The organism is Olsenella phocaeensis (genome assembly GCF_900120385.1).
In the GTDB taxonomy this organism is placed as follows: Bacteria; Actinomycetota; Coriobacteriia; order Coriobacteriales; family Atopobiaceae; genus Olsenella_I; species Olsenella_I phocaeensis.
Genome location: NZ_LT635494.1, coordinates 590935 through 610633, shown reverse-complemented (window position 1 = coordinate 610633; position 19699 = coordinate 590935). Strand labels below are relative to the sequence as shown.

At 66.4% G+C, this 19699-nt stretch carries 28 protein-coding genes and 1 riboswitch; of the genes, 3 read left to right on the top strand and 25 right to left on the bottom strand.

Translation table 11 applies throughout. The features are described from left to right. Nucleotides 1–486: 486 nt before the first annotated feature. The 24 genes from BQ7388_RS02915 to BQ7388_RS02800 all read right to left on the bottom strand — a co-directional run bounded on the left by BQ7388_RS02915 (nt 487) and on the right by BQ7388_RS02800 (nt 16222). On the bottom strand, nt 487–2151 hold the full coding sequence (locus BQ7388_RS02915) for an ATP-binding cassette domain-containing protein (RefSeq protein WP_072499739.1): 1665 nt from the start codon (nt 2149–2151) through the stop codon (nt 487–489). 76 nt (nt 2152–2227) lie between these two features. Next, nucleotides 2228–2713: a 50S ribosomal protein L17 gene (rplQ, locus tag BQ7388_RS02910; RefSeq protein ID WP_072499738.1), complete on the bottom strand. Its 486-nt coding sequence runs from the start codon at nt 2711–2713 to the stop codon at nt 2228–2230. A 28-nt stretch (nt 2714–2741) separates the two neighbouring features. After that, entirely contained in the window at nt 2742–3683 is a 942-nt protein-coding gene (locus tag BQ7388_RS02905; RefSeq protein WP_072499737.1) for a DNA-directed RNA polymerase subunit alpha, read from the bottom strand. Nucleotides 3684–3706: 23 nt separating this feature from the next. Beyond that, entirely contained in the window at nt 3707–4300 is a 594-nt protein-coding gene (gene rpsD / locus BQ7388_RS02900) for a 30S ribosomal protein S4 (protein WP_072499736.1), read from the bottom strand. A gap of 18 nt (nt 4301–4318) precedes the next feature. Beyond that, complete coding sequence (gene rpsK / locus BQ7388_RS02895; RefSeq protein ID WP_009278461.1) at nt 4319–4720, bottom strand: 30S ribosomal protein S11; 402 nt, start codon at nt 4718–4720, stop codon at nt 4319–4321. Nucleotides 4721–4730: 10 nt separating this feature from the next. Beyond that, a complete protein-coding gene (gene rpsM / locus BQ7388_RS02890; RefSeq protein ID WP_009278460.1) occupies nt 4731–5102 on the bottom strand; it encodes a 30S ribosomal protein S13 in 372 nt (123 codons plus the stop codon). Nucleotides 5103–5117: 15 nt separating this feature from the next. After that, nucleotides 5118–5231 carry a 50S ribosomal protein L36 gene (gene rpmJ, locus BQ7388_RS02885; protein ID WP_009278459.1) on the bottom strand — a complete coding sequence of 38 codons (114 nt, stop codon included), beginning with the start codon at nt 5229–5231 and terminating at the stop codon, nt 5118–5120. A gap of 117 nt (nt 5232–5348) precedes the next feature. Continuing rightward, nucleotides 5349–5567 carry a translation initiation factor IF-1 gene (gene infA / locus BQ7388_RS02880; protein ID WP_009278458.1) on the bottom strand — a complete coding sequence of 73 codons (219 nt, stop codon included), beginning with the start codon at nt 5565–5567 and terminating at the stop codon, nt 5349–5351. Nucleotides 5568–5743: 176 nt separating this feature from the next. Next, nucleotides 5744–6529 (bottom strand): type I methionyl aminopeptidase, encoded by a 786-nt coding sequence (gene map / locus BQ7388_RS02875; protein WP_072499735.1) that lies wholly within the window; start codon nt 6527–6529, stop codon nt 5744–5746. Then, a complete protein-coding gene (locus BQ7388_RS02870) occupies nt 6526–7152 on the bottom strand; it encodes an adenylate kinase (RefSeq protein WP_009278456.1) in 627 nt (208 codons plus the stop codon). Before BQ7388_RS02870 ends, map begins: the two co-directional genes overlap by 4 nt. Before the next feature lie 217 nt (nt 7153–7369). Continuing rightward, nucleotides 7370–8650 carry a preprotein translocase subunit SecY gene (secY, locus tag BQ7388_RS02865; protein ID WP_009278455.1) on the bottom strand — a complete coding sequence of 427 codons (1281 nt, stop codon included), beginning with the start codon at nt 8648–8650 and terminating at the stop codon, nt 7370–7372. Next, nucleotides 8644–9093, bottom strand: coding sequence for a 50S ribosomal protein L15 (gene rplO, locus BQ7388_RS02860; RefSeq protein WP_009278454.1), 450 nt, complete (start codon nt 9091–9093; stop codon nt 8644–8646). Before rplO ends, secY begins: the two co-directional genes overlap by 7 nt. Before the next feature lie 10 nt (nt 9094–9103). Further along, entirely contained in the window at nt 9104–9292 is a 189-nt protein-coding gene (gene rpmD / locus BQ7388_RS02855; protein ID WP_009278453.1) for a 50S ribosomal protein L30, read from the bottom strand. A 2-nt stretch (nt 9293–9294) separates the two neighbouring features. Further along, nucleotides 9295–9816 (bottom strand): 30S ribosomal protein S5, encoded by a 522-nt coding sequence (gene rpsE, locus BQ7388_RS02850; protein ID WP_009278452.1) that lies wholly within the window; start codon nt 9814–9816, stop codon nt 9295–9297. Nucleotides 9817–9827: 11 nt separating this feature from the next. Then, nucleotides 9828–10196, bottom strand: a complete 369-nt coding sequence (gene rplR / locus BQ7388_RS02845) for a 50S ribosomal protein L18 (protein ID WP_062531648.1) — start codon at nt 10194–10196, stop codon at nt 9828–9830. A gap of 64 nt (nt 10197–10260) precedes the next feature. Further along, entirely contained in the window at nt 10261–10797 is a 537-nt protein-coding gene (rplF, locus tag BQ7388_RS02840) for a 50S ribosomal protein L6 (RefSeq protein ID WP_072499734.1), read from the bottom strand. Between the two features lie 29 nt (nt 10798–10826). Next, on the bottom strand, nt 10827–11225 hold the full coding sequence (rpsH, locus tag BQ7388_RS02835) for a 30S ribosomal protein S8 (protein WP_009278449.1): 399 nt from the start codon (nt 11223–11225) through the stop codon (nt 10827–10829). Between the two features lie 87 nt (nt 11226–11312). Continuing rightward, entirely contained in the window at nt 11313–11498 is a 186-nt protein-coding gene (locus tag BQ7388_RS02830) for a type Z 30S ribosomal protein S14 (protein ID WP_009278448.1), read from the bottom strand. Between the two features lie 59 nt (nt 11499–11557). Further along, nucleotides 11558–12115 (bottom strand): 50S ribosomal protein L5, encoded by a 558-nt coding sequence (gene rplE / locus BQ7388_RS02825; RefSeq protein WP_072499733.1) that lies wholly within the window; start codon nt 12113–12115, stop codon nt 11558–11560. Between the two features lie 134 nt (nt 12116–12249). Further along, a complete protein-coding gene (locus tag BQ7388_RS02820) occupies nt 12250–12435 on the bottom strand; it encodes a type Z 30S ribosomal protein S14 (RefSeq protein ID WP_009278448.1) in 186 nt (61 codons plus the stop codon). Between the two features lie 59 nt (nt 12436–12494). After that, a complete protein-coding gene (rplE, locus tag BQ7388_RS02815) occupies nt 12495–13052 on the bottom strand; it encodes a 50S ribosomal protein L5 (RefSeq protein ID WP_072499733.1) in 558 nt (185 codons plus the stop codon). A 602-nt stretch (nt 13053–13654) separates the two neighbouring features. Further along, on the bottom strand, nt 13655–14074 hold the full coding sequence (locus tag BQ7388_RS02810; protein WP_072500434.1) for a peptide deformylase: 420 nt from the start codon (nt 14072–14074) through the stop codon (nt 13655–13657). Nucleotides 14075–14243: 169 nt separating this feature from the next. Beyond that, entirely contained in the window at nt 14244–15443 is a 1200-nt protein-coding gene (locus tag BQ7388_RS02805; RefSeq protein ID WP_234946789.1) for a CobW family GTP-binding protein, read from the bottom strand. A gap of 59 nt (nt 15444–15502) precedes the next feature. Further along, complete coding sequence (locus tag BQ7388_RS02800) at nt 15503–16222, bottom strand: metal-dependent hydrolase (protein WP_159430778.1); 720 nt, start codon at nt 16220–16222, stop codon at nt 15503–15505. Between the two features lie 146 nt (nt 16223–16368). Further along, nucleotides 16369–16454, top strand: a riboswitch (ZMP/ZTP riboswitch). Between the two features lie 80 nt (nt 16455–16534). Between BQ7388_RS02800 and BQ7388_RS02795 the strand changes: the two genes are divergently transcribed. After that, a complete protein-coding gene (locus BQ7388_RS02795) occupies nt 16535–17179 on the top strand; it encodes an IMP cyclohydrolase (RefSeq protein WP_072499731.1) in 645 nt (214 codons plus the stop codon). Nucleotides 17180–17281: 102 nt separating this feature from the next. After that, a complete protein-coding gene (locus BQ7388_RS02790) occupies nt 17282–18460 on the top strand; it encodes a phosphoribosylaminoimidazolecarboxamide formyltransferase (protein WP_072499730.1) in 1179 nt (392 codons plus the stop codon). Between the two features lie 157 nt (nt 18461–18617). Here the strand turns inward: BQ7388_RS02790 and BQ7388_RS11815 are convergent, their stop codons facing one another. After that, nucleotides 18618–18833 carry a hypothetical protein gene (locus BQ7388_RS11815; RefSeq protein ID WP_200781480.1) on the bottom strand — a complete coding sequence of 72 codons (216 nt, stop codon included), beginning with the start codon at nt 18831–18833 and terminating at the stop codon, nt 18618–18620. A gap of 20 nt (nt 18834–18853) precedes the next feature. On the opposite strand from BQ7388_RS11815, the gene BQ7388_RS02785 reads away from it, so the two are divergent. Then, complete coding sequence (locus BQ7388_RS02785; RefSeq protein ID WP_234946788.1) at nt 18854–19699, top strand: phosphoribosylaminoimidazolecarboxamide formyltransferase; 846 nt, start codon at nt 18854–18856, stop codon at nt 19697–19699.

Below are 19699 nucleotides of genomic sequence, written 5' to 3'. Positions count from 1 at the left end.
GGACCCCGCGCAGCCACCAGCTGTGATCCCAGGCGAGGACCGGGCGCGCAGGGCCAGGGCAGATTCGGTAGCGGTAGCTCCGCCCCCGCGCGTCGAAGCGGGCGGAGAAGCCCGCCTCCGCGCGATAGATGCCGGCGATGGATATGTCGTCCGGCGTGAGCGCCACGAGGGAGGCATGGAGCCTGCGGCCCTCCAGGAGCTCCTCACCCGGCTCGAGCGGAAGGCTCAGGAACTGCGCGAGGGCGCTCACGCCCGCGTCCGTGCGACCGGCGCACTCGAGCTCCACGGGACGGCGAAGGACGGTCTGCAGGGCGCGCCTCAGCTCGCCTGCCACCGTGCGCTGTCCCGGCTGCTCGGCAAAGCCGGCGAAGCCCGCCCCACGATAGCCCAGCCTGAGGACGAGAGTGCCCGCGGACGCCCGCATGACGCCGTCGCCTGCGGAGGTCGTCTGGTCTGCCTGCATGTGAGCTCCTTCTGGAAAAGTCGTCAGGCGGTCGAGCCTAGAATAGCGCCGGCAGCACGATCGCCGCCGCGAGCAAGGCGAGGGACGTGGCGAGCGAGAGGCGCTCCCTTGCCCCCCAGGTCTCGCCCCGCTGCCACGGCTGCCCCGAGCCCGAGGCGTAGCAGCGGTCGCGCAGGGCCTGGGCGAGTTCGTCGGAACGTCGGAAGAGGGCCACCACCAGAGGGATCATGACGGCCGCGTAGGCCCTGAGCCTGCGCACGGGACCCCCCNGTGGGTTCGTCGAAGACGTAGGCGCTCCTTCGCATGGCGATGACTCCCGCCAGGGCCGTGCGGCGCCTCTCCCCTCCCGAGCCTTCCAGGGGCGAGAGGGGCCAAGCCTCCTCGCCGACCCCCATGCGGCGCAGCGCATCCTCCGCCGCCCTGCGCGCGTCCGACGCGCTCGCCCCCAGGTTCCTGGGCCCCAGGCTCACGTCCTCGAGCACCGTCGCGCAGAAGAGCTGGTCCTCGGGCCTCTGGAAGGCCAGCCCCACGTCCGGGGGCCTGACGGGCCTTCCCAGAAGAGTCACCTTGCCCCCGTCGGGCTCGAGCACCCCCGCAGCGACGAGGCTTGCCGTGGTCTTGCCCGACCCCGACTCGCCCGCCAGAAGCGTGAGCCTGCCACCCCGAGCAACCAGGGAGACGTGGCTGAGCGCGGGCGCCCCCGCCTCGTAGCTGACGCTCACGTCATCGAGCACGAGCTCGACCCCGGTCGGAGGGCGCAAGGCCTCGCCGCCGCATCGCCTGCCCGTGGGTTTGCCCCCCAAGGACACGGCCCCCCAACCTACAGGGCCAGAGGCGTCTCGTCGCAAGGCCCCGGGCTGCACACACGCGCCGCCGGCTCTCCCTTCGACAAGCCCGCGCAAGGTCGTGGCGTCGGCCGCAAGAGCCTCCCGTGGCTCGACGCCCCGACGAGCCAGGGCATTGAGGGCGTCAGCCGAGTCCCCCAAGACCCCCGCGCGCGCAAGGAGCGCCGCATCGGAGAAGAGCTCGAGCGGGCTCCCCTCCCAGCAGATGCGGCCCGCCTCCATTACTAGGACGCGATCGGCGGACGCGATGTCCTCCGGCAGGTGGGACGCCAGCAACATCCCCACGCCCCGTCCCGCGAGCACGGCGAGCGATGACCTGATCCCCTGGCGGGCGCGCGGGTCGAGCTGGGCGCAGGGCTCGTCCAGCATCAGGTACGACGGGCCCATCGCAAGGACAGCCGCTAGGGCGACGCGCTGCATCTGCCCGCCCGAGAGCCCCATCGTGCGACTGTGGGCGAGGTCCTCGACGCCACAGAGCCGCAGCGCCTCACGCACGCGACGTCCAAGCTCCTCTCCCTCGATTCCGAGGTTCTGGGGGCCGAAGGCGAGCTCCTCCTCCACGAGCGAGCTCACAAGCTGACCGCGGGGGTCCTGGCGGAGGATGCCGACGCCCTCTTGGAGGAGACGGTCCCCGCCCCTGCCGGCGGACACCCCATCGACCAGAATCTCGCCAGAGCTTGGGCTCACCCCTCCCTTGCAAAGCGAGAGAAGCGTGGACTTCCCCGAGCCGTTGCGTCCCACCAGGGCGACGCGCTCGCCCCTCTCCACGCGAAGGGAGAAGTCCCTTACCGCATCGCGACGGGCACCCGCGTAGCGATAGCTCACTGACCTCAGCTCGAGCATGTCACCCCCTAGAGAAGAAGGGAGGCCCGCTTTCGCAGGCCTCCCTGGCATTGTGTCCGTTGCAGGAAGGACGGAGCTACTCCGCGCTCTCCTCGGCAGCCTCGGGCTCGCTGACCTCGGGCTCGACCTCGGCCTCAGGAGCGGCCTCGGCGACCTTCTCGACCTTCTTGACGGTCGTGGCGGCCTTCTTGGGCTGGACGGGCTCGGTGACGAGCTCGATGATGACGACCTCGGCGGCGTCACCCTTGCGGGGACCAAGCTTCATGATGCGGGTGTAGCCACCGTTGCGGCCCTCCCACATGCCCTGGGCGGCCTTCTCGAAGACCTCGCGCACGATCTCCTTGTCGCCGACCTTGGCGATGGCGAGGCGACGAGAGGCAAGGTCGCCCTTCTTGGCCCAGGTGATGACCCTGTCCACGTCGGGACGGATGGCCTTGGCGCGGGGCTCGAGGGTCTTGATGCGGTCGTTGGCAAGGAGCGCGGCAACGAGGCTCTTCTTCATTGCCTTGGTATGGGCGGCATCGGTGCCGAGCTTCATACCCCTCTTCTTGTTGTGTCTCATGGTCTAGCTTCTCCTCTAAATGCTGTGTCTAGTCCTTGAGGCCCAGGCCCATGGCCTCGAGCTTGTCCTTGACTTCCTCGATGGACTTGACGCCAAAGTTGCGAATGTTGAGCAGGTCGTTCTCGGAGAACTCGACCAGCTGGCGGACGCTGTGGATGCCCGCACGCTTGAGGCAGTTGTAGGAGCGGACGGAGAGGTCCAGGTCCTCGATCTGCTTGTCAAGCTCGGTGCTGTCCTCCTCGATGCCGTTCGAGAAGATGGAGACGTCCTCGACGGGCTCCTCGTCGTCGGCCAAGCCCATGAAGGCACTCATGTGCTGGTTGACGATGTTGGCGGCCTCGACGACGGCGTCGCGGGGCGAGAGGGAGCCATCGGTCTCGACCTCGAGCACGAGGCGGTCGTAGTCCGTGTGCTGCCCGACGCGGCAGGGCTCGACGGCCTTGGCGCAGCGGCGCACGGGGGAATACAGGGCGTCGACGTGGATGAGGCCGATGGGATCGCCCTCGCGCTCGTTCTCGTCACCGGACACGTAGCCGCGGCCCATGCCGATGCGCATCTGCATCGAGAGGTGGGCGCCCTCGCCCAGGGTGCAGATCACGTGATCCTTGTTGACGAGCTCGAACTCGGCGGGAACCTTGAAGTCGCCGCCGCACACGGTGCAGGGACCATCGACCGAGATGGTGGCCGTGGCCTCGTCGCCCGTGCCCATGGGACGGAACACCAGGCCCTTGACGTTGAGCACGATGTCGGTGACGTCCTCGTAGACGCCCTCGACGGTGGTGAACTCGTGCTGGACGCCGTCAATCTGGATGGCCTCGACTGCCGCACCCTCGAGGGAGGAGAGCAGCACGCGACGAAGGGAGTTACCGAGGGTGTTGCCGTAGCCACGCTCCAGCGGCTCAGCGCTGACGCGGGCGACGTTCTCGGAAATCTCCTCGACAGACACCTGCGGTCGGATGAATTCTGACATGAATACCTCCTACCGGTGTGGGCTTACTTGGAGTAGAGCTCGACGATGAGCTGGGCGTCGATGTCCAGGTCGATCTGGTCGCGGACGGGAGTCTGCAGGACGGTGCCGCGCAGCTTCTCGATGTCGACCTCGAGCCAGGCGGGAACGGCCATGTGCTCGGAGGAGACGATGGCCTCCTTGATGGGGAGAAGGTCCTTGGCCTTGGGGGCCACGGCGACGACGTCGCCAGCCTTCACCTGGTAGGAGGGGATGTCAACGCGGTGGCCGTTCACGGTGATGTGGCCGTGGTCGACGGTCTGGCGGGCCTCCTTGCGGGTGCGGGCGAAGCCGAGGCGGAAGACGACGTTGTCGAGGCGGCACTCGAGCAGGCTCATCAGGTTGTCGCCGGTGACGCCCTCGCCCTTTATGGCCTTCTCGTAGTAGCCGCGGAACTGCTTCTCCAGGACGCCATAGATGAACTTGGCCTTCTGCTTCTCGCGCAGCTGCTCGCCGTACTCGCTCTTCTGGCGACGGGTGCGCCTGGGCTGGCGGTTGGACTTCTTGTTGATGCCCATGACGATGGGGTCGATTTCAAGCTGGCGGCACCGCTTGAGGACAGGGGTCCTATCAATTGCCATTGCTACTGTCCTTCCTTACTACACGCGACGGCGCTTGCACGGACGGCAGCCGTTGTGCGGGATGGGGGTCTTGTCCTGGATACCCGAAACCTCGAGGCCGGCGGCCTGGAGGGAACGGATTGCGGTCTCGCGGCCGGAGCCGGGACCCTTCACGAACACAGCCACCCTGTGCAGGCCGTGCTCCATGGCCGCCTTCGCGCAGGCCTCGGCCGCGACCTGGGCCGCGAACGGGGTGCTCTTGCGGGAGCCCTTGAAGCCGACGGTGCCACCGGACTGCCAGGCGATGACGTTGCCCTGGGGGTCGGTGATCGAGATGATCGTGTTGTTGAACGTGCTCTTGATGTGGGCCTGGCCCACGGCGATGTTCTTGCGCTCGGCGCGGCGGATGTGCTGCGTGCGCTGGTTCTTCTTCTGCGGCATTGTCTCTCCCCTACGCCTTCTTCTTTGCACCGATCTGGCGACGCTTGCCCTTGCGGGTGCGCGCGTTGGTGTGGGTGCGCTGGCCATGGACAGGGAGGCCCTTGCGGTGACGGAGGCCGCGGTAGCAGCCGATCTCCATCAGGCGGGCGGTGTTCTGCCTGACGGCGCGGCGCAGGTCGCCCTCGATGGTGAAGTTCGCGTCGATGTAGTCGCGAATCTTGGTCACCTCGTCCTCGGTGAGATCCTTGACGCGCGTGGAGGGGTCGACGCCGGTCTCGGCGCAGATCTTCTTCGCGCTGGTGGCGCCGATGCCGTACAGATACGTAAGACCGACCTCAGTGCGCTTCTCGCGCGGGAGGTCGACACCGTTGATACGTGCCAACTTCGAGCTCCTCTCTTAGCCCTGACGCTGCTTGTGGCGAGGGTTCTCGCAGATCACGTAAACCTTGCCATGGCGACGGACGATCTTGCACTTGTCGCACATCTTCTTGACCGAAGGACGCACCTTCATAGTCTCTTCCTTCCGGTAGTGCTTGTACGAACTGGTACTGCCGAGGCAAGTCAGGTGGAAGCTGGCCTGCCCTATCTCCTCGCCCAGCCGCAGGCGTGAATATCTGGAGTCTTGGGGTTACTTGTAGCGGTAGGTGATGCGACCCCTGGTGAGGTCGTACGGGGAAATCTCGACCACCACGCGGTCACCGGGAAGGATACGGATGTAGTTCATCCTGATCTTGCCCGAGATGGTGCAGAGGATGGTCTTGCCGTTTTCGAGCTCCACGTTGAACATGGCGTTGGGAAGTGGCTCCACTACCTTGCCCTCAAGCTCGATGCCGTCCTGTTTGCTCACCGTGCCTACTTTCTCCCTGTGAATCACAGCGACTGATAATCATACGGAATGCAGGGAAATCGGTCAAATTCACACGCCCTTCGCACACGCCAGGACCACAGTCGGCAAAAAGGGGCCGATCGCGGCTGCGACCGGCCCCGAAGGCCTCTCCCACAAGGCGGGTGCGAGGCGTTTGCCTACTCGCCGCCCTGCATGCTGCACCAGGACCCGACCTCGTCCTGGGTCAGGATGACGGGACCGTCCTCGGTAATCGCCACGGTGTTCTCGTAGTGGGCAGCCTGCAGGCCGTCGTCGGTCACCACGGTCCAGCCGTTCGAGAGGGTGTGATTCTCGTAGGTTCCCAGGGTGATCATGGGCTCGATGGCGATGACCATGCCCGCCTGCAGCCTCACGCCGCGGCCCTTCTTGCCATAGTTGGGCACGTTGGGGTCCTCGTGCATGACGCGGCCCACGCCGTGGCCCACGTACTCGCGCACGACCCCGTAGCCGTTCTTCTCGGCCAGGCTCTGCACGGCATAGCCGATGTCACCCAGATGGTTGCCGGGGACCGCCTGCTCGATGCCCGCCTTGAGACAGTCGCGAGTCACCTCGCAGAGGCCCTTGACGGCGTCGGAGGGGGTGCCCACGTAGAAGGTCCAGGCGTTGTCTCCCACCCAGCCGCCGAAGGTTGCCCCCGTGTCGACGGAGATGATGTCGCCGTCGTTGAGGAATACCTCGGGCGAGGGGATGCCATGGACGATCTGCTCGTTGACGGAGGCGCAGATGCTCCCGGGGAAGCCGCCATAGCCCTTGAAGGTGGGGATGGCGGAGTGCAGGCGGATGAAGCCCTCGACCGCGCTGTCTATCTCCTTGGTCGAGACGCCGGGCCTGACCATGCTGCCCGCGAGGCGAAGGGCCTGCTTGGAGAGCGAGCCCGCCATCTTCATCTGCTCGATGTCCGCTTCAGACTTGATCTTGATCATAGGCTCAGGAGGGCCTTGACGTCGGCATACACCTCGTCCACAGGCCTGTCTCCATCGACCTCCTTCAGGATTCCATGGCCGCCGTAGTACTCGATGAGCGGGGCGGTCTGCTGTTGGTAGGTGTCGAGGCGCTTCTTGATCGTCTCTGGCTTGTCGTCGTCACGCTGGTACATCTCGCCACCGCAGCGTGGGCAGACGTCCACGCCGGCGGGCGCGGTGTAGCCGCAGGAGCGGCAGGTGCGCCTCTGGCTCAGGCGCTCCACGATGACCTCGGGCTTGACGTCCACGAGGAGCGCCGCGTCGAGGTCGACTCCCATCTCCTTGAGCTCGGAGTCGAGGACGACGGCTTGCTGGGTGTTGCGGGGGAACCCGTCCAGGATGAAGCCCCTCTTGGCGTCGTCCTCCTGGAGGCGTTCCTTGACCAGGTCGACGACGAGCTGGTCCGGCACGAGCTGCCCCGCGTCCATGTAGCCCTTGGCCTCGATGCCAAGCTTGCTCTGGGCCTTGACCGCGGCACGCAGGAGGTCTCCGGTGGAGATGTGCGCCACGCCGTAGTCGGCGACGAGCCTCTGGGCCTGGGTGCCCTTGCCCGCGCCGGGCGCGCCGAGCAGAACGATGTTCATGCGGGTTCCCTTCTTCCTCTGGGTGAGCGATGGAAGCGCGACTTCGCGGCGGGCGCGTTCGCCGCCGCATGACAATCCACAGTTTACCCACCTAGGGGCATGTGGTCTCATGCGATCCAAAAGACCATCCACCGCCACCCGTGCCCGCCGCCGCACACGGAAGAGGGGCGGCCACCGGAGTGACCGCCCCTCTCGCCTGAAGCTGCCCATGAATGGCCTACTTGAAGAAGCCCTCGTAGTTGTGCATCTTGAGCTGCGACTCCAGCTGCGAGATGGTGTCCATCGCCACGCCGACCATGATCAGCACCGAGGTGCCGCCGAAGGCCTGCATGAGGGTGTTGCCCGTCACGGCGAAGAGGATCGACGGCACCACCGCCAGGGCGGCCATGAAGAGGGCGCCAGGAAGCGTGATGTGGTCGAGCACGCTCTTGATGTACGCGGCGGTGGCGCTTCCGGGACGGACGCCCGGGATGAAGCCACCCGCCTTGCGGAGCTGGTCTGCCGTCTCGTCCGGGTTGAACACCATGGCGGTGTAGAAGTACGCGAAGAAGACGATCAGCACCACCGAGAGGACCCAGTTGACGACGCCGGAGCTCAGCATGTTGGCGAAGCCCTGGATCCAGCGCACGTTGGGGAAGAACACGGCAAGCTGCGCCGGGAGGTACAGGAGCGCGGAGGCGAAGATGATGGGCACGACGCCTGCGGTGTTCACCTTGATGGGCAGGTAGGTTGCCTGTCCGCCCATGACCCTGCGCCCCACGACGCGCTTGGCGTACTGCACCGGGATGCGGCGCTGGCCGCGCTCGATGTAGACGATCACGGGAATAATCGCGATGATCACCAGCAGGGTGACCACCGTTGCGATGATGCCCGTGGTGGAGGTGCTCACCGAGGCGGTGAGCGAGTGGGGCAGGCCTGCCATGATGTTGGCGAAGATGATCAGGGACATGCCGTTGCCGATGCCCCTCTGAGTGATGACCTCGCCGAGCCACATGATGATGATGGCACCGGTGAGGAGCACGCCCACGATGATCAGGTTCTCGATCATCTCGGGGAAGCCCATGGCCGAGAAGTCGATGCCGTAGCTCTTGAAGAGGAAGAGGTAACCGACGGCATTGATAAGGGCCAGGACGATGGTGAGGTAGCGGGTGTACTGGGTGATCTTGCGCTGTCCGCTCTCGCCTTCCTTAGCGAGCTCCCCAAGGGAGGGAATCACCGCCTGGAACATCTGGAGGATGATCTGGGCGGTGATGTAAGGCATGATGCCGAGGCTGAACACGGAGACGCGCGAGAGCGCGCCTCCGGAGAACAGGTTCAGCACGGCAATGGCACCGCTGCTGGACGCGGCCGCCTGGAAGGCGGCAAGCATGCTGGCAAAGGGCACGCCGGGGGCCGGCAGGTAGGCGCCAAACCTATACAGGAGAAGGATCCCGGCCGTGACCAGGATCTTCTTCCTGAGCTCAGGAATGCGGAACGCGTTTGCGATTCCGTTTAGCACGCCTGCTCAACCTTTCCGCCAGCCGCCTCGATCTTGGACTGAGCAGAGGCGGAAACCTTGTCGACCTTGACGGTGAGCTTCTTGGTGAGCTCTCCGTCGCCGAGGACCTTGACGGGGATGTAGTCGTGCTTGATGACGCCCTTGGCGACGAGGGCCTCGCCGTCGACGGTCTCGCCATCGGCGAAGAGGGCTTCGAGGCGCGCGACGTTGACGGGGGCGTACTCGACGCGGTTGCGGTTGGTGAAGCCGGGGAGCTTGGGCAGGCGCATGGCCAGGGGCTGCTGGCCGCCCTCGAAGCCGGCGCCCTTGCCGCCGCCAGAGCGGGACAGCTGGCCGTTCATGCCGCGGCCAGAGAAGGTGCCGTGCCCGGAGGAGTTGCCGCGGCCGACGCGCTTGCGCGCCTTCTTTGCACCCTCAGCGGGACGAAGATCATTGAGCTGCATTGGATGACTCCTAGTTCTCTTCAACCTCAACAAGGTGCTTGACCTTGAAGATCATTCCACGAACGCTCGGGTTGTCGGGAAGCACCGAGGTGTCGCCAATCTTGCGAAGGCCCATGGCGCGGCAGGTGAGCGTCTGGTCCTTCTTGACGGAGGCGACCGCGCTGCGAACGAGCCTGACGGTGACGGTCTTGTCTGCCATGGTTACTCCTCCTTGCCGGCGAACAGCTCCTTGACCGTGAGGCCGCGACGAGACGCCGCCTCCTCGGGGCTGGAGAGGTTCATGAGGCCGTCGGCTGCGGCCTTGATGATGTTCAGGGCGTTGTCGGTGCCAAGGGACTTGGCGGTGACGTTGGTGATGCCGGCGAGCTCGAAGAGAGGACGCACGGGACCACCGGCGATGACGCCGGTGCCCTCGACGGCAGGCTTGATCAGGACGCGGCCGGCGCCGAAGTGGCCCTCGATCGCGTGGGGGACCGAGCCGCCCTTGGTGACGGGGACCTTGAACATGTTCTTCTTGGCGTTGTCGACGCCCTTCTGGATGGCCAGGGGCACCTCGGTGGAGCGACCCATGCCGAGGCCGACGTTGCCCTTGCCGTCGCCAACGACCACGAGGGCGACGAGGGTCATGCGGTGACCGCCCTTGGTGGTCTTGGAGACACGGTGGATGTAGACTACGCGCTCCTGAAGATCGGAGTCATTCTGGCGCTTACGATCACGTGGCATCTAAATTCCTCCTAGAACTTCAGGCCCGCGGAACGGGCTCCGTCGGCCAGGGCCTTGACGCGGCCGTGGTAGATGTGGCCGCCGCGGTCGAACTTGACCTCGGTGACGCCCTTCTCGGCGGCACGCTCGGCGACGAGCTTGCCCACGAACTCGGCAGCCTCCTTGTTGGAGCCCAGCTTGCCGGTGGCCCTGAACTCCTCGCTCAGGGTAGAGGCGGAGCAGATGGTCCTGCCGTCGACGTCGTCGACGACCTGGGCGTAGATGTTCGCGTTGGTGCGGTGAACGGTCAGGCGCGGACGCTCGGCAGTTCCGAAGATCTTGGAGCGGACGCGGCGCTGGCGGCGCTTGAGGCCCGCACGCTTTGCCTGGTTCTTGTTCATTCCTTCTCCTTAGGCACGCCACCACCTGACGGGGTGGTGGTCTTTCTATATCGCCAGCAGGGCCTTACTTGGCAGCCTTGCCGAGCTTCCTGCGGATGTGCTCGCCCTCGTAGTGAATGCCCTTGCCCTTGTAGGGCTCGGGGGGACGCTTGGCGCGAATCTCGGCGACAACCTGGCCGACCTGCTCCTTGGAGATGCCCTTGACCACGATGTGGGTGTTGTCGGGCACCTCGAAGCTGATGTTCTCGGGAGCGGCGTACACCACGGGGTGGGAGTAGCCGAGCGAGAGGTCGAGGTCCTTGCCCTTGAGCGCGGCACGGTAGCCGACGCCGGTGAGCTCGAGCTTCTTCTCGAAGCCGACGGAGACGCCGACGACCATGTTGTTGATGAGGGTGCGGACCAGGCCCTGCTGGGCGTTGGACTCGGTGGAGTCGTCGTTGCGGGTGACGAGGACCTCCTCGCCCTCCTGCGTGATGGTCACGAGCTCGGAGAAGTGGCGGTCGAGCTCGCCCTTGCTGCCCTTGACCGCAACGTGCGTGCCGTCGATGGTCACGGTAACCCCAGCGGGAACCTCGACAGGCTTCTTACCAATACGAGACATAGTCTCCTCCTATCTATTCCTGTCGCGGGTTACCAGATGTAGGCGATGACCTCGCCGCCGATGCCCATCTTGCGGGCGTCGCGGTCGCACATCATGCCCCTGGAGGTCGAGATGACGGCCGTGCCGAGGCCGCCGCGGACGCGGGGCAGGTCGGCAGCGGTGGAGTAGATGCGAAGGCCCAGCTTGGAGATGCGGCGGATGCCCTGGATGACGCGGGCGCGCTTGGGGCCGTACTTGAGGGTGATGTGCAGGGTCTTCTGAGGGGTGGTGTCCTCCACCTCATAGGACTCGATGTAGCCCTCCTCGCAGATGACGCGGGCGATCTCGGCCAGGACCTTGCTCGAGGGCATGGACACCTCGGACTTGCCGGCGGAGTTCGCGTTGCGGATGCGCGTCAGCATGTCCGCTATGGGATCAGTAACCTTCATTGATTCCTTCTCCTTCGTTAGTGATGAAACTGCGCATGCGGTTCATTTGGGCCCGTGGCCCGCACGCCTGCATGCCAGAGCCCTGGCCTACCAGCTAGCCTTGCGGACGCCAGGAAGCTCGCCCTTGCTCGCCAGCTCGCGGAAGCAGACGCGGCACAGCCCGAACTTGCGATAGACGGAGTGGGGGCGCCCACAGCGCTGGCAACGGTTCTGGGTGCGCGTCGAGAACTTCGGCTCGCGGTTCGCCTTGACGATCATCGAAGTCTTAGCCACAAATCCTCCTTCAGGAAGAGGCCCCGGGACCCTTCCCGGGGCAACTTACAAGCGATTAGTTAGTCCCTCTTGAACGGGAAGTGGAAGGCGTCGAGAAGCGCCTTGCCCTCCTCGTTGGTGGGGGCGGTGGTGACGATGGTGATGTCCATGCCACGGGTGTGGTCGATCTTGTCGTAGTCGACCTCGGGGAAGATCAGCTGCTCGGTGACGCCCATGGAGAAGTTGCCGTGGCCATCGAAGCTCTTGGCGCTGATGCCGCGGAAGTCGCGGATGCGGGGGATGGCGATGGCGATCAGGCGGTCGAGGAACTCGTACATGCGGTCGCCGCGCAGGGTCACCTTGGCGCCGATGGGCATGCCCGCACGCAGGCGGAAGGTGGCGATGGACTTGCGGGCGCGGGTCACCATGGGCTGCTGGCCGGTGATGGCGCGCAGGTCGGCGACGGCGCCGTCGATGGCCTTGCTGTCGGTAGCGGCCTCGCCGACGCCCATGTTGACGACGATCTTCTCGATCTTGGGGATCTGGTTGACGTTCTTGTACTCGAACTGCTTCTGCAGCTGGTCGCGGACCTCGGAGTAGTAGTGCTCCTTGAGGCGGGGAACGTACTTGTCTGCCATGTGCTCTCCTAACTCATGGGGTTTTACGTGCGGGGATGGGCCTCGCACCTCCCGGATGGCACCCGGGAGCCGGTTGCATCGCAAGCAATATGGGCAGAACTCTCCCTAGCAAGAGANCATGCCAGAGCCCTGGCCTACCAGCTAGCCTTGCGGACGCCAGGAAGCTCGCCCTTGCTCGCCAGCTCGCGGAAGCAGACGCGGCACAGCCCGAACTTGCGATAGACGGAGTGGGGGCGCCCACAGCGCTGGCAACGGTTCTGGGTGCGCGTCGAGAACTTCGGCTCGCGGTTCGCCTTGACGATCATCGAAGTCTTAGCCACAAATCCTCCTTCAGGAAGAGGCCCCGGGACCCTTCCCGGGGCAACTTACAAGCGATTAGTTAGTCCCTCTTGAACGGGAAGTGGAAGGCGTCGAGAAGCGCCTTGCCCTCCTCGTTGGTGGGGGCGGTGGTGACGATGGTGATGTCCATGCCACGGGTGTGGTCGATCTTGTCGTAGTCGACCTCGGGGAAGATCAGCTGCTCGGTGACGCCCATGGAGAAGTTGCCGTGGCCATCGAAGCTCTTGGCGCTGATGCCGCGGAAGTCGCGGATGCGGGGGATGGCGATGGCGATCAGGCGGTCGAGGAACTCGTACATGCGGTCGCCGCGCAGGGTCACCTTGGCGCCGATGGGCATGCCCGCACGCAGGCGGAAGGTGGCGATGGACTTGCGGGCGCGGGTCACCATGGGCTGCTGGCCGGTGATGGCGCGCAGGTCGGCGACGGCGCCGTCGATGGCCTTGCTGTCGGTAGCGGCCTCGCCGACGCCCATGTTGACGACGATCTTCTCGATCTTGGGGATCTGGTTGACGTTCTTGTACTCGAACTGCTTCTGCAGCTGGTCGCGGACCTCGGAGTAGTAGTGCTCCTTGAGGCGGGGAACGTACTTGTCTGCCATGTGCTCTCCTAACTCATGGGGTTTTACGTGCGGGGATGGGCCTCGCACCTCCCGGATGGCACCCGGGAGCCGGTTGCATCGCAAGCAATATGGGCAGAACTCTCCCTAGCAAGAGACGCAAAGGAAGATGATACGAGTTCGCAGGTCCTAATGCCACCGGCGCAGGGGCTGGCGGGGCCCGACAGCGAAATTTCACATTTGGACGCGCGCGGCAGCCCGGCAGGCACGCCGCTCTCGCCTGCGCGACGCCCTCGCCCCCGACCGTGCGACCGCCTCGGTCGCCCGAGCGGTGTCCTCCGACCGTCCGACGCCCCTCGGACGCACGATGTCCCTCGGCCGCACGATGCCCTTCGGACGCACGATGCCCTTCGGACGCACGATGCCCCTCGGCCGTCTACCGTTCTCTATGCCATTTCCTGACTGCCATGCCGTTCTCTATGCCGTTCTCTGAAATTTAGGCCCTCTAGACCCCCCAAAATTCATGAGAAGGCATAGAGAACGACGGGGGATGTGGTGAATGGCGTGGCGGATGGGGGCGCCTGGTGCGAGGCGACGGGCGAGAGGAGCCTGCCACGGAGCTGCACGTCCCCGCGCGTGCGGAACTAGACCAGCTTGCCTGCGCAGTGGTCGGCGATGTGCTGGATCATCTGGGCCTCCCAGCCCACGAAGTCGCGCTTGCGACGAACCAGCTCCCCGTCCACCAGCTCGTCGAAGCTGAGCTTGATCTTGGCGTAGCGGGTGACCTTGGAGGGCTCGTCGCGCGTGAGACAGCCCTCCTCGACGCGGGCGGCACCCAGGCCGAAGATGACCTTGGGGTTGTACAGCACGTGGGCCTTCCGCTCGTCATCCAGGTAGGCACCCACGGCCACGGCCTGGCCTATCTGGTTCGCCGCCAGGCAGGCCGCGTCTTCGAGGGAGGCCAGGGTGTCCACGACATCCTGGGCGATGGCAGCATCCTCGGCCGTGGCGATGGCGCAGCGCTTGGAGAGGACGGCTTCGTCCTTGACGAGTTCCTTGATCATGCTCTTCCCTTCCTGGTGGGACTCCGACCCCTGGCGGGACTCCGGCCCCGCGCCCTTCCCGTCCGCGCCCATGCGAGTCGCGTCGTGCAAGAGAGTATAGGCGAAGGCCGCCGCACGGCTGGCCTCGTGCAGCCCAGCGCGGAGGGCCCCTCTCCCCCGCCCGTCCCGGCTAGAAGTCGTTGCCATCCCAGTCGACCAGGCAGGCGTCCAGTCCCGCCTCGATGTCGTCGCAGTCCATGTGCCGCCCGATGACCACGACGCGGGTCATGCGGTCGCCCAGCTCCTCGTCCCAGTCCCGCAGCATCTCGGGGTTCTGGGCCAGGATGCGCTCGCGCTCCTCGCCGGGCGCCGTGGCCAGGAAGAGGCCGTTCTCGCTCAGGCTCACCTGGTGGCCCGCCTGCTCGAAGAGGTAGCGCATGGCCGGGTCCTGCGCCACCCACACGCTGCCCTTGGCGCGGATGACGCTCTGGGGCCAGCCGCGCACGTAGTCAGAGAGCGCCTCGACGTCGAAGGGACGGCGGCGCTGGTAGAGGAAGGTCTGGATGCCATATTCCAGCACCTCGGGGTCCTCGTGCTCCTCGGGATGCTCCATGGCGTCCACCCAGGCGGCAGAGCGATAGGCCTCCTCGAAGCTGAAGCGACCGGTGTCGAGGAGCTCGGAGAGGGGCAGCTCCCCGTTTGTCGCCTCGACGACCACGGCGTCACGCTGCAGGCTGCGCACCACGGCACGCAGCTCGTCCAGCTGCTCCGGGCTCACCAGGTCGCACTTGTTGAGCACGAGGGTGCTGCAGAACTCGACCTGCTGCACCAGCAGGGCCTCGACGTCGTCCTCACCGATGTCGTCCGCCACGAGGGCGCGACCGCCGTCGAACTCGTCGAGCATGCGGGCGCTATCCACCACGGCGACGATGTTGTCGAGCTCCATGGGAGCCTGGCCGCCGTCCTTGCCCCGGGCGCAGAAGGCGCTGATGGTGTAGGCGATGGGGATGGGCTCGCAGATGCCCGACGCCTCGATGATCACGTAGTCGAACTTGCCCGAGTCGGCGATGGAGCGGAGCTGGCGCGCGAGGTCGTCCGAGAGCGTGCAGCAGATGCAGCCGTTGGTGAGGGGGATGAGGTCATCCGCCTGGCTGAGGCCACCGTCACGGATGAGGCCGGCGTCCACGTTGACCGAGCCGATGTCGTTGACGATGACGGCGGCGCGGATGCCCTCGCCGTTGGCGAGGATGTGGTTGAGCAGGGTGGTCTTGCCCGCACCCAGGTAGCCGGTGAGGAGGACGATCCCCACCGGCTTGCGGGCGGTGGCGCCGGGGTCGACGGGGCTTGCGACGGTGACGTCGGAGCCGGCGCTGGCGTTTGCTGCTTGCATGTTGCCTGCCTTCCTGCCTGCCGCAGGCGCTGCCGCGGCGGTGGCCTTTCTCCGCGCCATTATGACCAAGTCGGCAGCCCGGGCGGCCACGGGAGGACGATTCCCAGCACGCCACGGGCAAAGGAGCACAGAAGGGCGAGAAGCGCCAGCCCCAGCACGAGACCATCCGCCATGCCCGCAGACGCGAAGGCGCCCAGGCAGACACCGCGACGCAGGGGCCAGAGGAGCCTGAGCGGCGTCTTGTTGAGCAGGTCGAGGGCAAGGTGAGAGGCGTATCCCAGCGCCAGGGGGACGGCGAGGGCGGGAAGGGCCAGGCGCAGCGCCGCATAGGTCGCAACCAGCGCCACGAGCGAGTGGGAGAAGCCCCGGTGCCCCGACGCGCGGCCCACGGCGCAGACGGCGACGAGCGTCATGCACCCCGCGAGCTGGTCGGGACCCAGCCGTCCCGCGTGTTCCCGCAGCCATGCGAGCGGATCCTGCCCCGCAGGGAGCGCGCCCGCCGCGGCGAGGGCCAAGGCCAGGGCGAGAAGTGCCACCAGCGCCGCCCAGGCCCGCCTGAGCTCGCGCGATGCCTCGCTGGTGGCGACGTCCGTGTCGGGCAGCATGCCGCCCGCGGCGCCTGCTGCGGCGAGGGAGAGGAACGCCGCGGGAGAGAGACTCGCGTCACCCATGGATGCCAGCGAGGCCGATGCGACTGACGGGTCGGCGAGCCGCGCTGCCGCAAGCCCCGCGGTGACGGCGACCGCCGCGCCAACCGCCATGTGCGTTCGTCCCGTCACGAGGCTCCTCTCGCCCTGATGCCCTGCGTCCCTCTCGCCGCCTTGCCTTCTTGCCAGCCGTGCCGCTGTCCCCCCGCACGTTGACGTCTTGTGTCGCATCCCATTCTGGCCCCAGCCGTCGCGCCGCGCATGCTACATTTCTGCCAGATACGCGCCGTTACTGACGGATAGACGTGGGTCACCACGGTGGAGCGGCGCGCAAGCCATAGTGCCGACCGTCTGGGCAAGCAGCCTTCGCCGAGGGCCGCTTGCCCTTTGCCTTTGGGCCCGGGGCCATTCGGGGGACGAGGTCCCAGACGGAAGGACGTGCGCATGCAGGAACTCGTGGAGCTGCTTCGGGCAAACCCGTATCCCGGTCGCGGCATCGTGGTGGGCAGGGACTGCGTCTACTACTGGATCATGGGGCGCAGCTCCAACAGCCGAAACCGCGTCTTCTCCCTCACCGAGGACGGAATCCGCACCGAGGCGCATGACCCGGCCCTGCTCGAGGACCCGAGCCTGATCATCTACCACCCCGTGCGCCGGATGGGCGAGAACCTCGTGGTGACCAACGGCGACCAGACCGACACCATCGTGGAGAGGCACGACTTCCGTGCCGGCTGCATGGCCCGCGAGTTCGAGCCCGACGTCCCCAACTACACGCCCCGCATCAGCGCCGTCGTGCGTCCCGACGGCAGCTTCGAGATGTCGGTCCTCAAGCGCCAGGCGGGCGACTCCGGCCGCTGCCTGCGCCAGTTCTTCTGCTACGAGGGGGCCGACGAGGGGGTGGGCTACCTCGTCAGCACCTACCAGGGGGACGGCAGCCCGCTGCCCAGCTTTTCCGGCGAGCCCGTCGAGGTCGCGCTGCCCGCGACGGCGCGGGAGGTCTGGGACGCGCTGGACGATGACAACAAGGTCTCCCTCTATGCCCGCATCGGCGCGAAGGTGACCCTCTTCAACAAGAACCTCGGCGACTAGCGGCGCCTGTCGCGCTGGCAGCGATAGCGCGCTGGTAGCAATGCCTCGCTGCGACGTGCGCGCGACACTCTCGCCTGGAAGATGACCCATGGAAGGAAGACCATGAACGAGCTCGAGCTCAAGTACGGCTGCAACCCCAACCAGAAGCCCGCCCGCATCTTCATGAAGGACGGCTCGAACCTGCCCGTCACCGTGCTCTGCGGCAAGCCGGGATACATCAACTTCCTGGACGCCCTCAACTCCTGGCAGCTCGTGCGCGAGCTGGCCGAGGCGACGGGCATGCCGGCGGCGGCCTCGTTCAAGCACGTCTCGCCCGCTGGCGCCGCCGTGGGCAGGCCGCTGAGCGGGGTGGAGCGCCAGATCTACTTCGTCGAGGACGAGGGAGAGCCCTCCCCCATCGCCTGCGCCTACATCCGCGCGCGCGGCGCCGACCGCATGAGCTCCTACGGCGACTGGGCCGCGCTGAGCGAGACCTGCGACGCCGACGTGGCGCGCTACCTCAAGCGCGAGGTGTCCGACGGCATCATCGCACCCGGCTACACCGAGGAGGCCCTGCAGATCCTGGGCGCCAAGAAGGGCGGACGCTACAACGTGGTGCAGGTCGACCCCAGCTACCGTCCCGCCCCCACCGAGGTCAAGGACGTCTTCGGCATCAGCTTCGAGCAGGGGCACAACGACTTCAGGATCGACCGCGAGGTCCTGGGCAACGTGGTGACCCGGAACCGCGACGTTCCCGAGACGGCGCAGATCGACATGATCGTAAGCCTGATCACGCTGAAGTACACGCAGTCCAACTCGGTCTGCTACGTGAAGGACGGGCAGGCCATCGGCGTGGGCGCCGGACAGCAGAGCCGCATCCACTGCACCAGGCTCGCGGGCGGCAAGGCCGACACCTGGTACCTGCGCCAGCATCCCAAGGTCCTGGGGCTGCGCTTCGTCGAGGGGATCCGCCGCGCCAACCGCGACAACGCGATCGACGTGTATGTCTCGGACGAGCACGACGACGTGCTGGCCGAGGGCGAATGGCAGAAGTGGTTCGCGGAGAGGCCCGAGGTGCTGACCCGCGAGGAGAAGGCGGCGTGGATTGCGACGCAGACCGGCGTCACGCTGGGGTCGGATGCCTTCTTCCCCTTCGGCGACAACGTCGAGCGCGCCCACAAGAGCGGCGTCAGCTACATCGCCGAGCCCGGCGGCTCGATCCGCGACGACAACGTGATCGAGACGGCCGACAAGTACGGCATCGCCATGTGCTTCACGGGAATGCGGCTGTTCCACCACTAGGAACACAAGGGGCGGAGCCGCATCCTCGTGTGCGCGCTGCTGTGAGGACCCCGCCCCCGTGCGCGCCACGCTTGCCTCTCTCCACGCACCCATCTTGTCTTTCGCTACAGAAATGCCTCGAAATGGCGAGAAAAGCGTGGCAAACGACAAGATGGGGCTATCGAGATGACGCGTTCGACTTAGTCGCGGCAGCAGGTGCCGAGCCGTCATCGGATGGCGCAGGCGAGCCATTCTCGCTCGCTGTCGCGTCACCGTCGGCGTCGGCGCCCGTACTCGACAGCTCGAAGCCGACCTCATCGAGGTCCTTCACGTGCACGCGGAGCAGCGCCTCGAGCTCCGACTTGCGCGCGTCGTCCAGCGGCGCCGACGTCACCNGCGCGCGGCGCCGACCGCATGAGCTCCTACGGCGACTGGGCCGCGCTGAGCGAGACCTGCGACGCCGACGTGGCGCGCTACCTCAAGCGCGAGGTGTCCGACGGCATCATCGCACCCGGCTACACCGAGGAGGCCCTGCAGATCCTGGGCGCCAAGAAGGGCGGACGCTACAACGTGGTGCAGGTCGACCCCAGCTACCGTCCCGCCCCCACCGAGGTCAAGGACGTCTTCGGCATCAGCTTCGAGCAGGGGCACAACGACTTCAGGATCGACCGCGAGGTCCTGGGCAACGTGGTGACCCGGAACCGCGACGTTCCCGAGACGGCGCAGATCGACATGATCGTAAGCCTGATCACGCTGAAGTACACGCAGTCCAACTCGGTCTGCTACGTGAAGGACGGGCAGGCCATCGGCGTGGGCGCCGGACAGCAGAGCCGCATCCACTGCACCAGGCTCGCGGGCGGCAAGGCCGACACCTGGTACCTGCGCCAGCATCCCAAGGTCCTGGGGCTGCGCTTCGTCGAGGGGATCCGCCGCGCCAACCGCGACAACGCGATCGACGTGTATGTCTCGGACGAGCACGACGACGTGCTGGCCGAGGGCGAATGGCAGAAGTGGTTCGCGGAGAGGCCCGAGGTGCTGACCCGCGAGGAGAAGGCGGCGTGGATTGCGACGCAGACCGGCGTCACGCTGGGGTCGGATGCCTTCTTCCCCTTCGGCGACAACGTCGAGCGCGCCCACAAGAGCGGCGTCAGCTACATCGCCGAGCCCGGCGGCTCGATCCGCGACGACAACGTGATCGAGACGGCCGACAAGTACGGCATCGCCATGTGCTTCACGGGAATGCGGCTGTTCCACCACTAG

Coding starts and splice junctions, on each gene's coding strand:
- BQ7388_RS02805 (WP_234946789.1), bottom strand. CDS start 15,443: ATGCAAGCAGCAAACGCCAGCGCCGGCTCCGACGTCACCGTCGCAAGC.
- rplE (WP_072499733.1), bottom strand. CDS start 12,115: ATGGCAGACAAGTACGTTCCCCGCCTCAAGGAGCACTACTACTCCGAG.
- rplQ (WP_072499738.1), bottom strand. CDS start 2,713: ATGAGACACAACAAGAAGAGGGGTATGAAGCTCGGCACCGATGCCGCC.
- BQ7388_RS02795 (WP_072499731.1), top strand. CDS start 16,535: ATGCAGGAACTCGTGGAGCTGCTTCGGGCAAACCCGTATCCCGGTCGC.
- rplR (WP_062531648.1), bottom strand. CDS start 10,196: ATGAACAAGAACCAGGCAAAGCGTGCGGGCCTCAAGCGCCGCCAGCGC.
- rpsE (WP_009278452.1), bottom strand. CDS start 9,816: ATGCCACGTGATCGTAAGCGCCAGAATGACTCCGATCTTCAGGAGCGC.
- BQ7388_RS02905 (WP_072499737.1), bottom strand. CDS start 3,683: ATGTCAGAATTCATCCGACCGCAGGTGTCTGTCGAGGAGATTTCCGAG.
- rpsK (WP_009278461.1), bottom strand. CDS start 4,720: ATGCCGCAGAAGAAGAACCAGCGCACGCAGCACATCCGCCGCGCCGAG.
- map (WP_072499735.1), bottom strand. CDS start 6,529: ATGATCAAGATCAAGTCTGAAGCGGACATCGAGCAGATGAAGATGGCG.
- rplE (WP_072499733.1), bottom strand. CDS start 13,052: ATGGCAGACAAGTACGTTCCCCGCCTCAAGGAGCACTACTACTCCGAG.
- BQ7388_RS02785 (WP_234946788.1), top strand. CDS start 18,854: ATGAGCTCCTACGGCGACTGGGCCGCGCTGAGCGAGACCTGCGACGCC.
- BQ7388_RS02810 (WP_072500434.1), bottom strand. CDS start 14,074: ATGATCAAGGAACTCGTCAAGGACGAAGCCGTCCTCTCCAAGCGCTGC.
- rplO (WP_009278454.1), bottom strand. CDS start 9,093: ATGCAGCTCAATGATCTTCGTCCCGCTGAGGGTGCAAAGAAGGCGCGC.
- rpmD (WP_009278453.1), bottom strand. CDS start 9,292: ATGGCAGACAAGACCGTCACCGTCAGGCTCGTTCGCAGCGCGGTCGCC.
- BQ7388_RS02870 (WP_009278456.1), bottom strand. CDS start 7,152: ATGAACATCGTTCTGCTCGGCGCGCCCGGCGCGGGCAAGGGCACCCAG.
- rpsH (WP_009278449.1), bottom strand. CDS start 11,225: ATGAAGGTTACTGATCCCATAGCGGACATGCTGACGCGCATCCGCAAC.
- BQ7388_RS02790 (WP_072499730.1), top strand. CDS start 17,282: ATGAACGAGCTCGAGCTCAAGTACGGCTGCAACCCCAACCAGAAGCCC.
- rpmJ (WP_009278459.1), bottom strand. CDS start 5,231: ATGAAGGTGCGTCCTTCGGTCAAGAAGATGTGCGACAAGTGCAAGATC.
- rplF (WP_072499734.1), bottom strand. CDS start 10,797: ATGTCTCGTATTGGTAAGAAGCCTGTCGAGGTTCCCGCTGGGGTTACC.
- rpsD (WP_072499736.1), bottom strand. CDS start 4,300: ATGGCAATTGATAGGACCCCTGTCCTCAAGCGGTGCCGCCAGCTTGAA.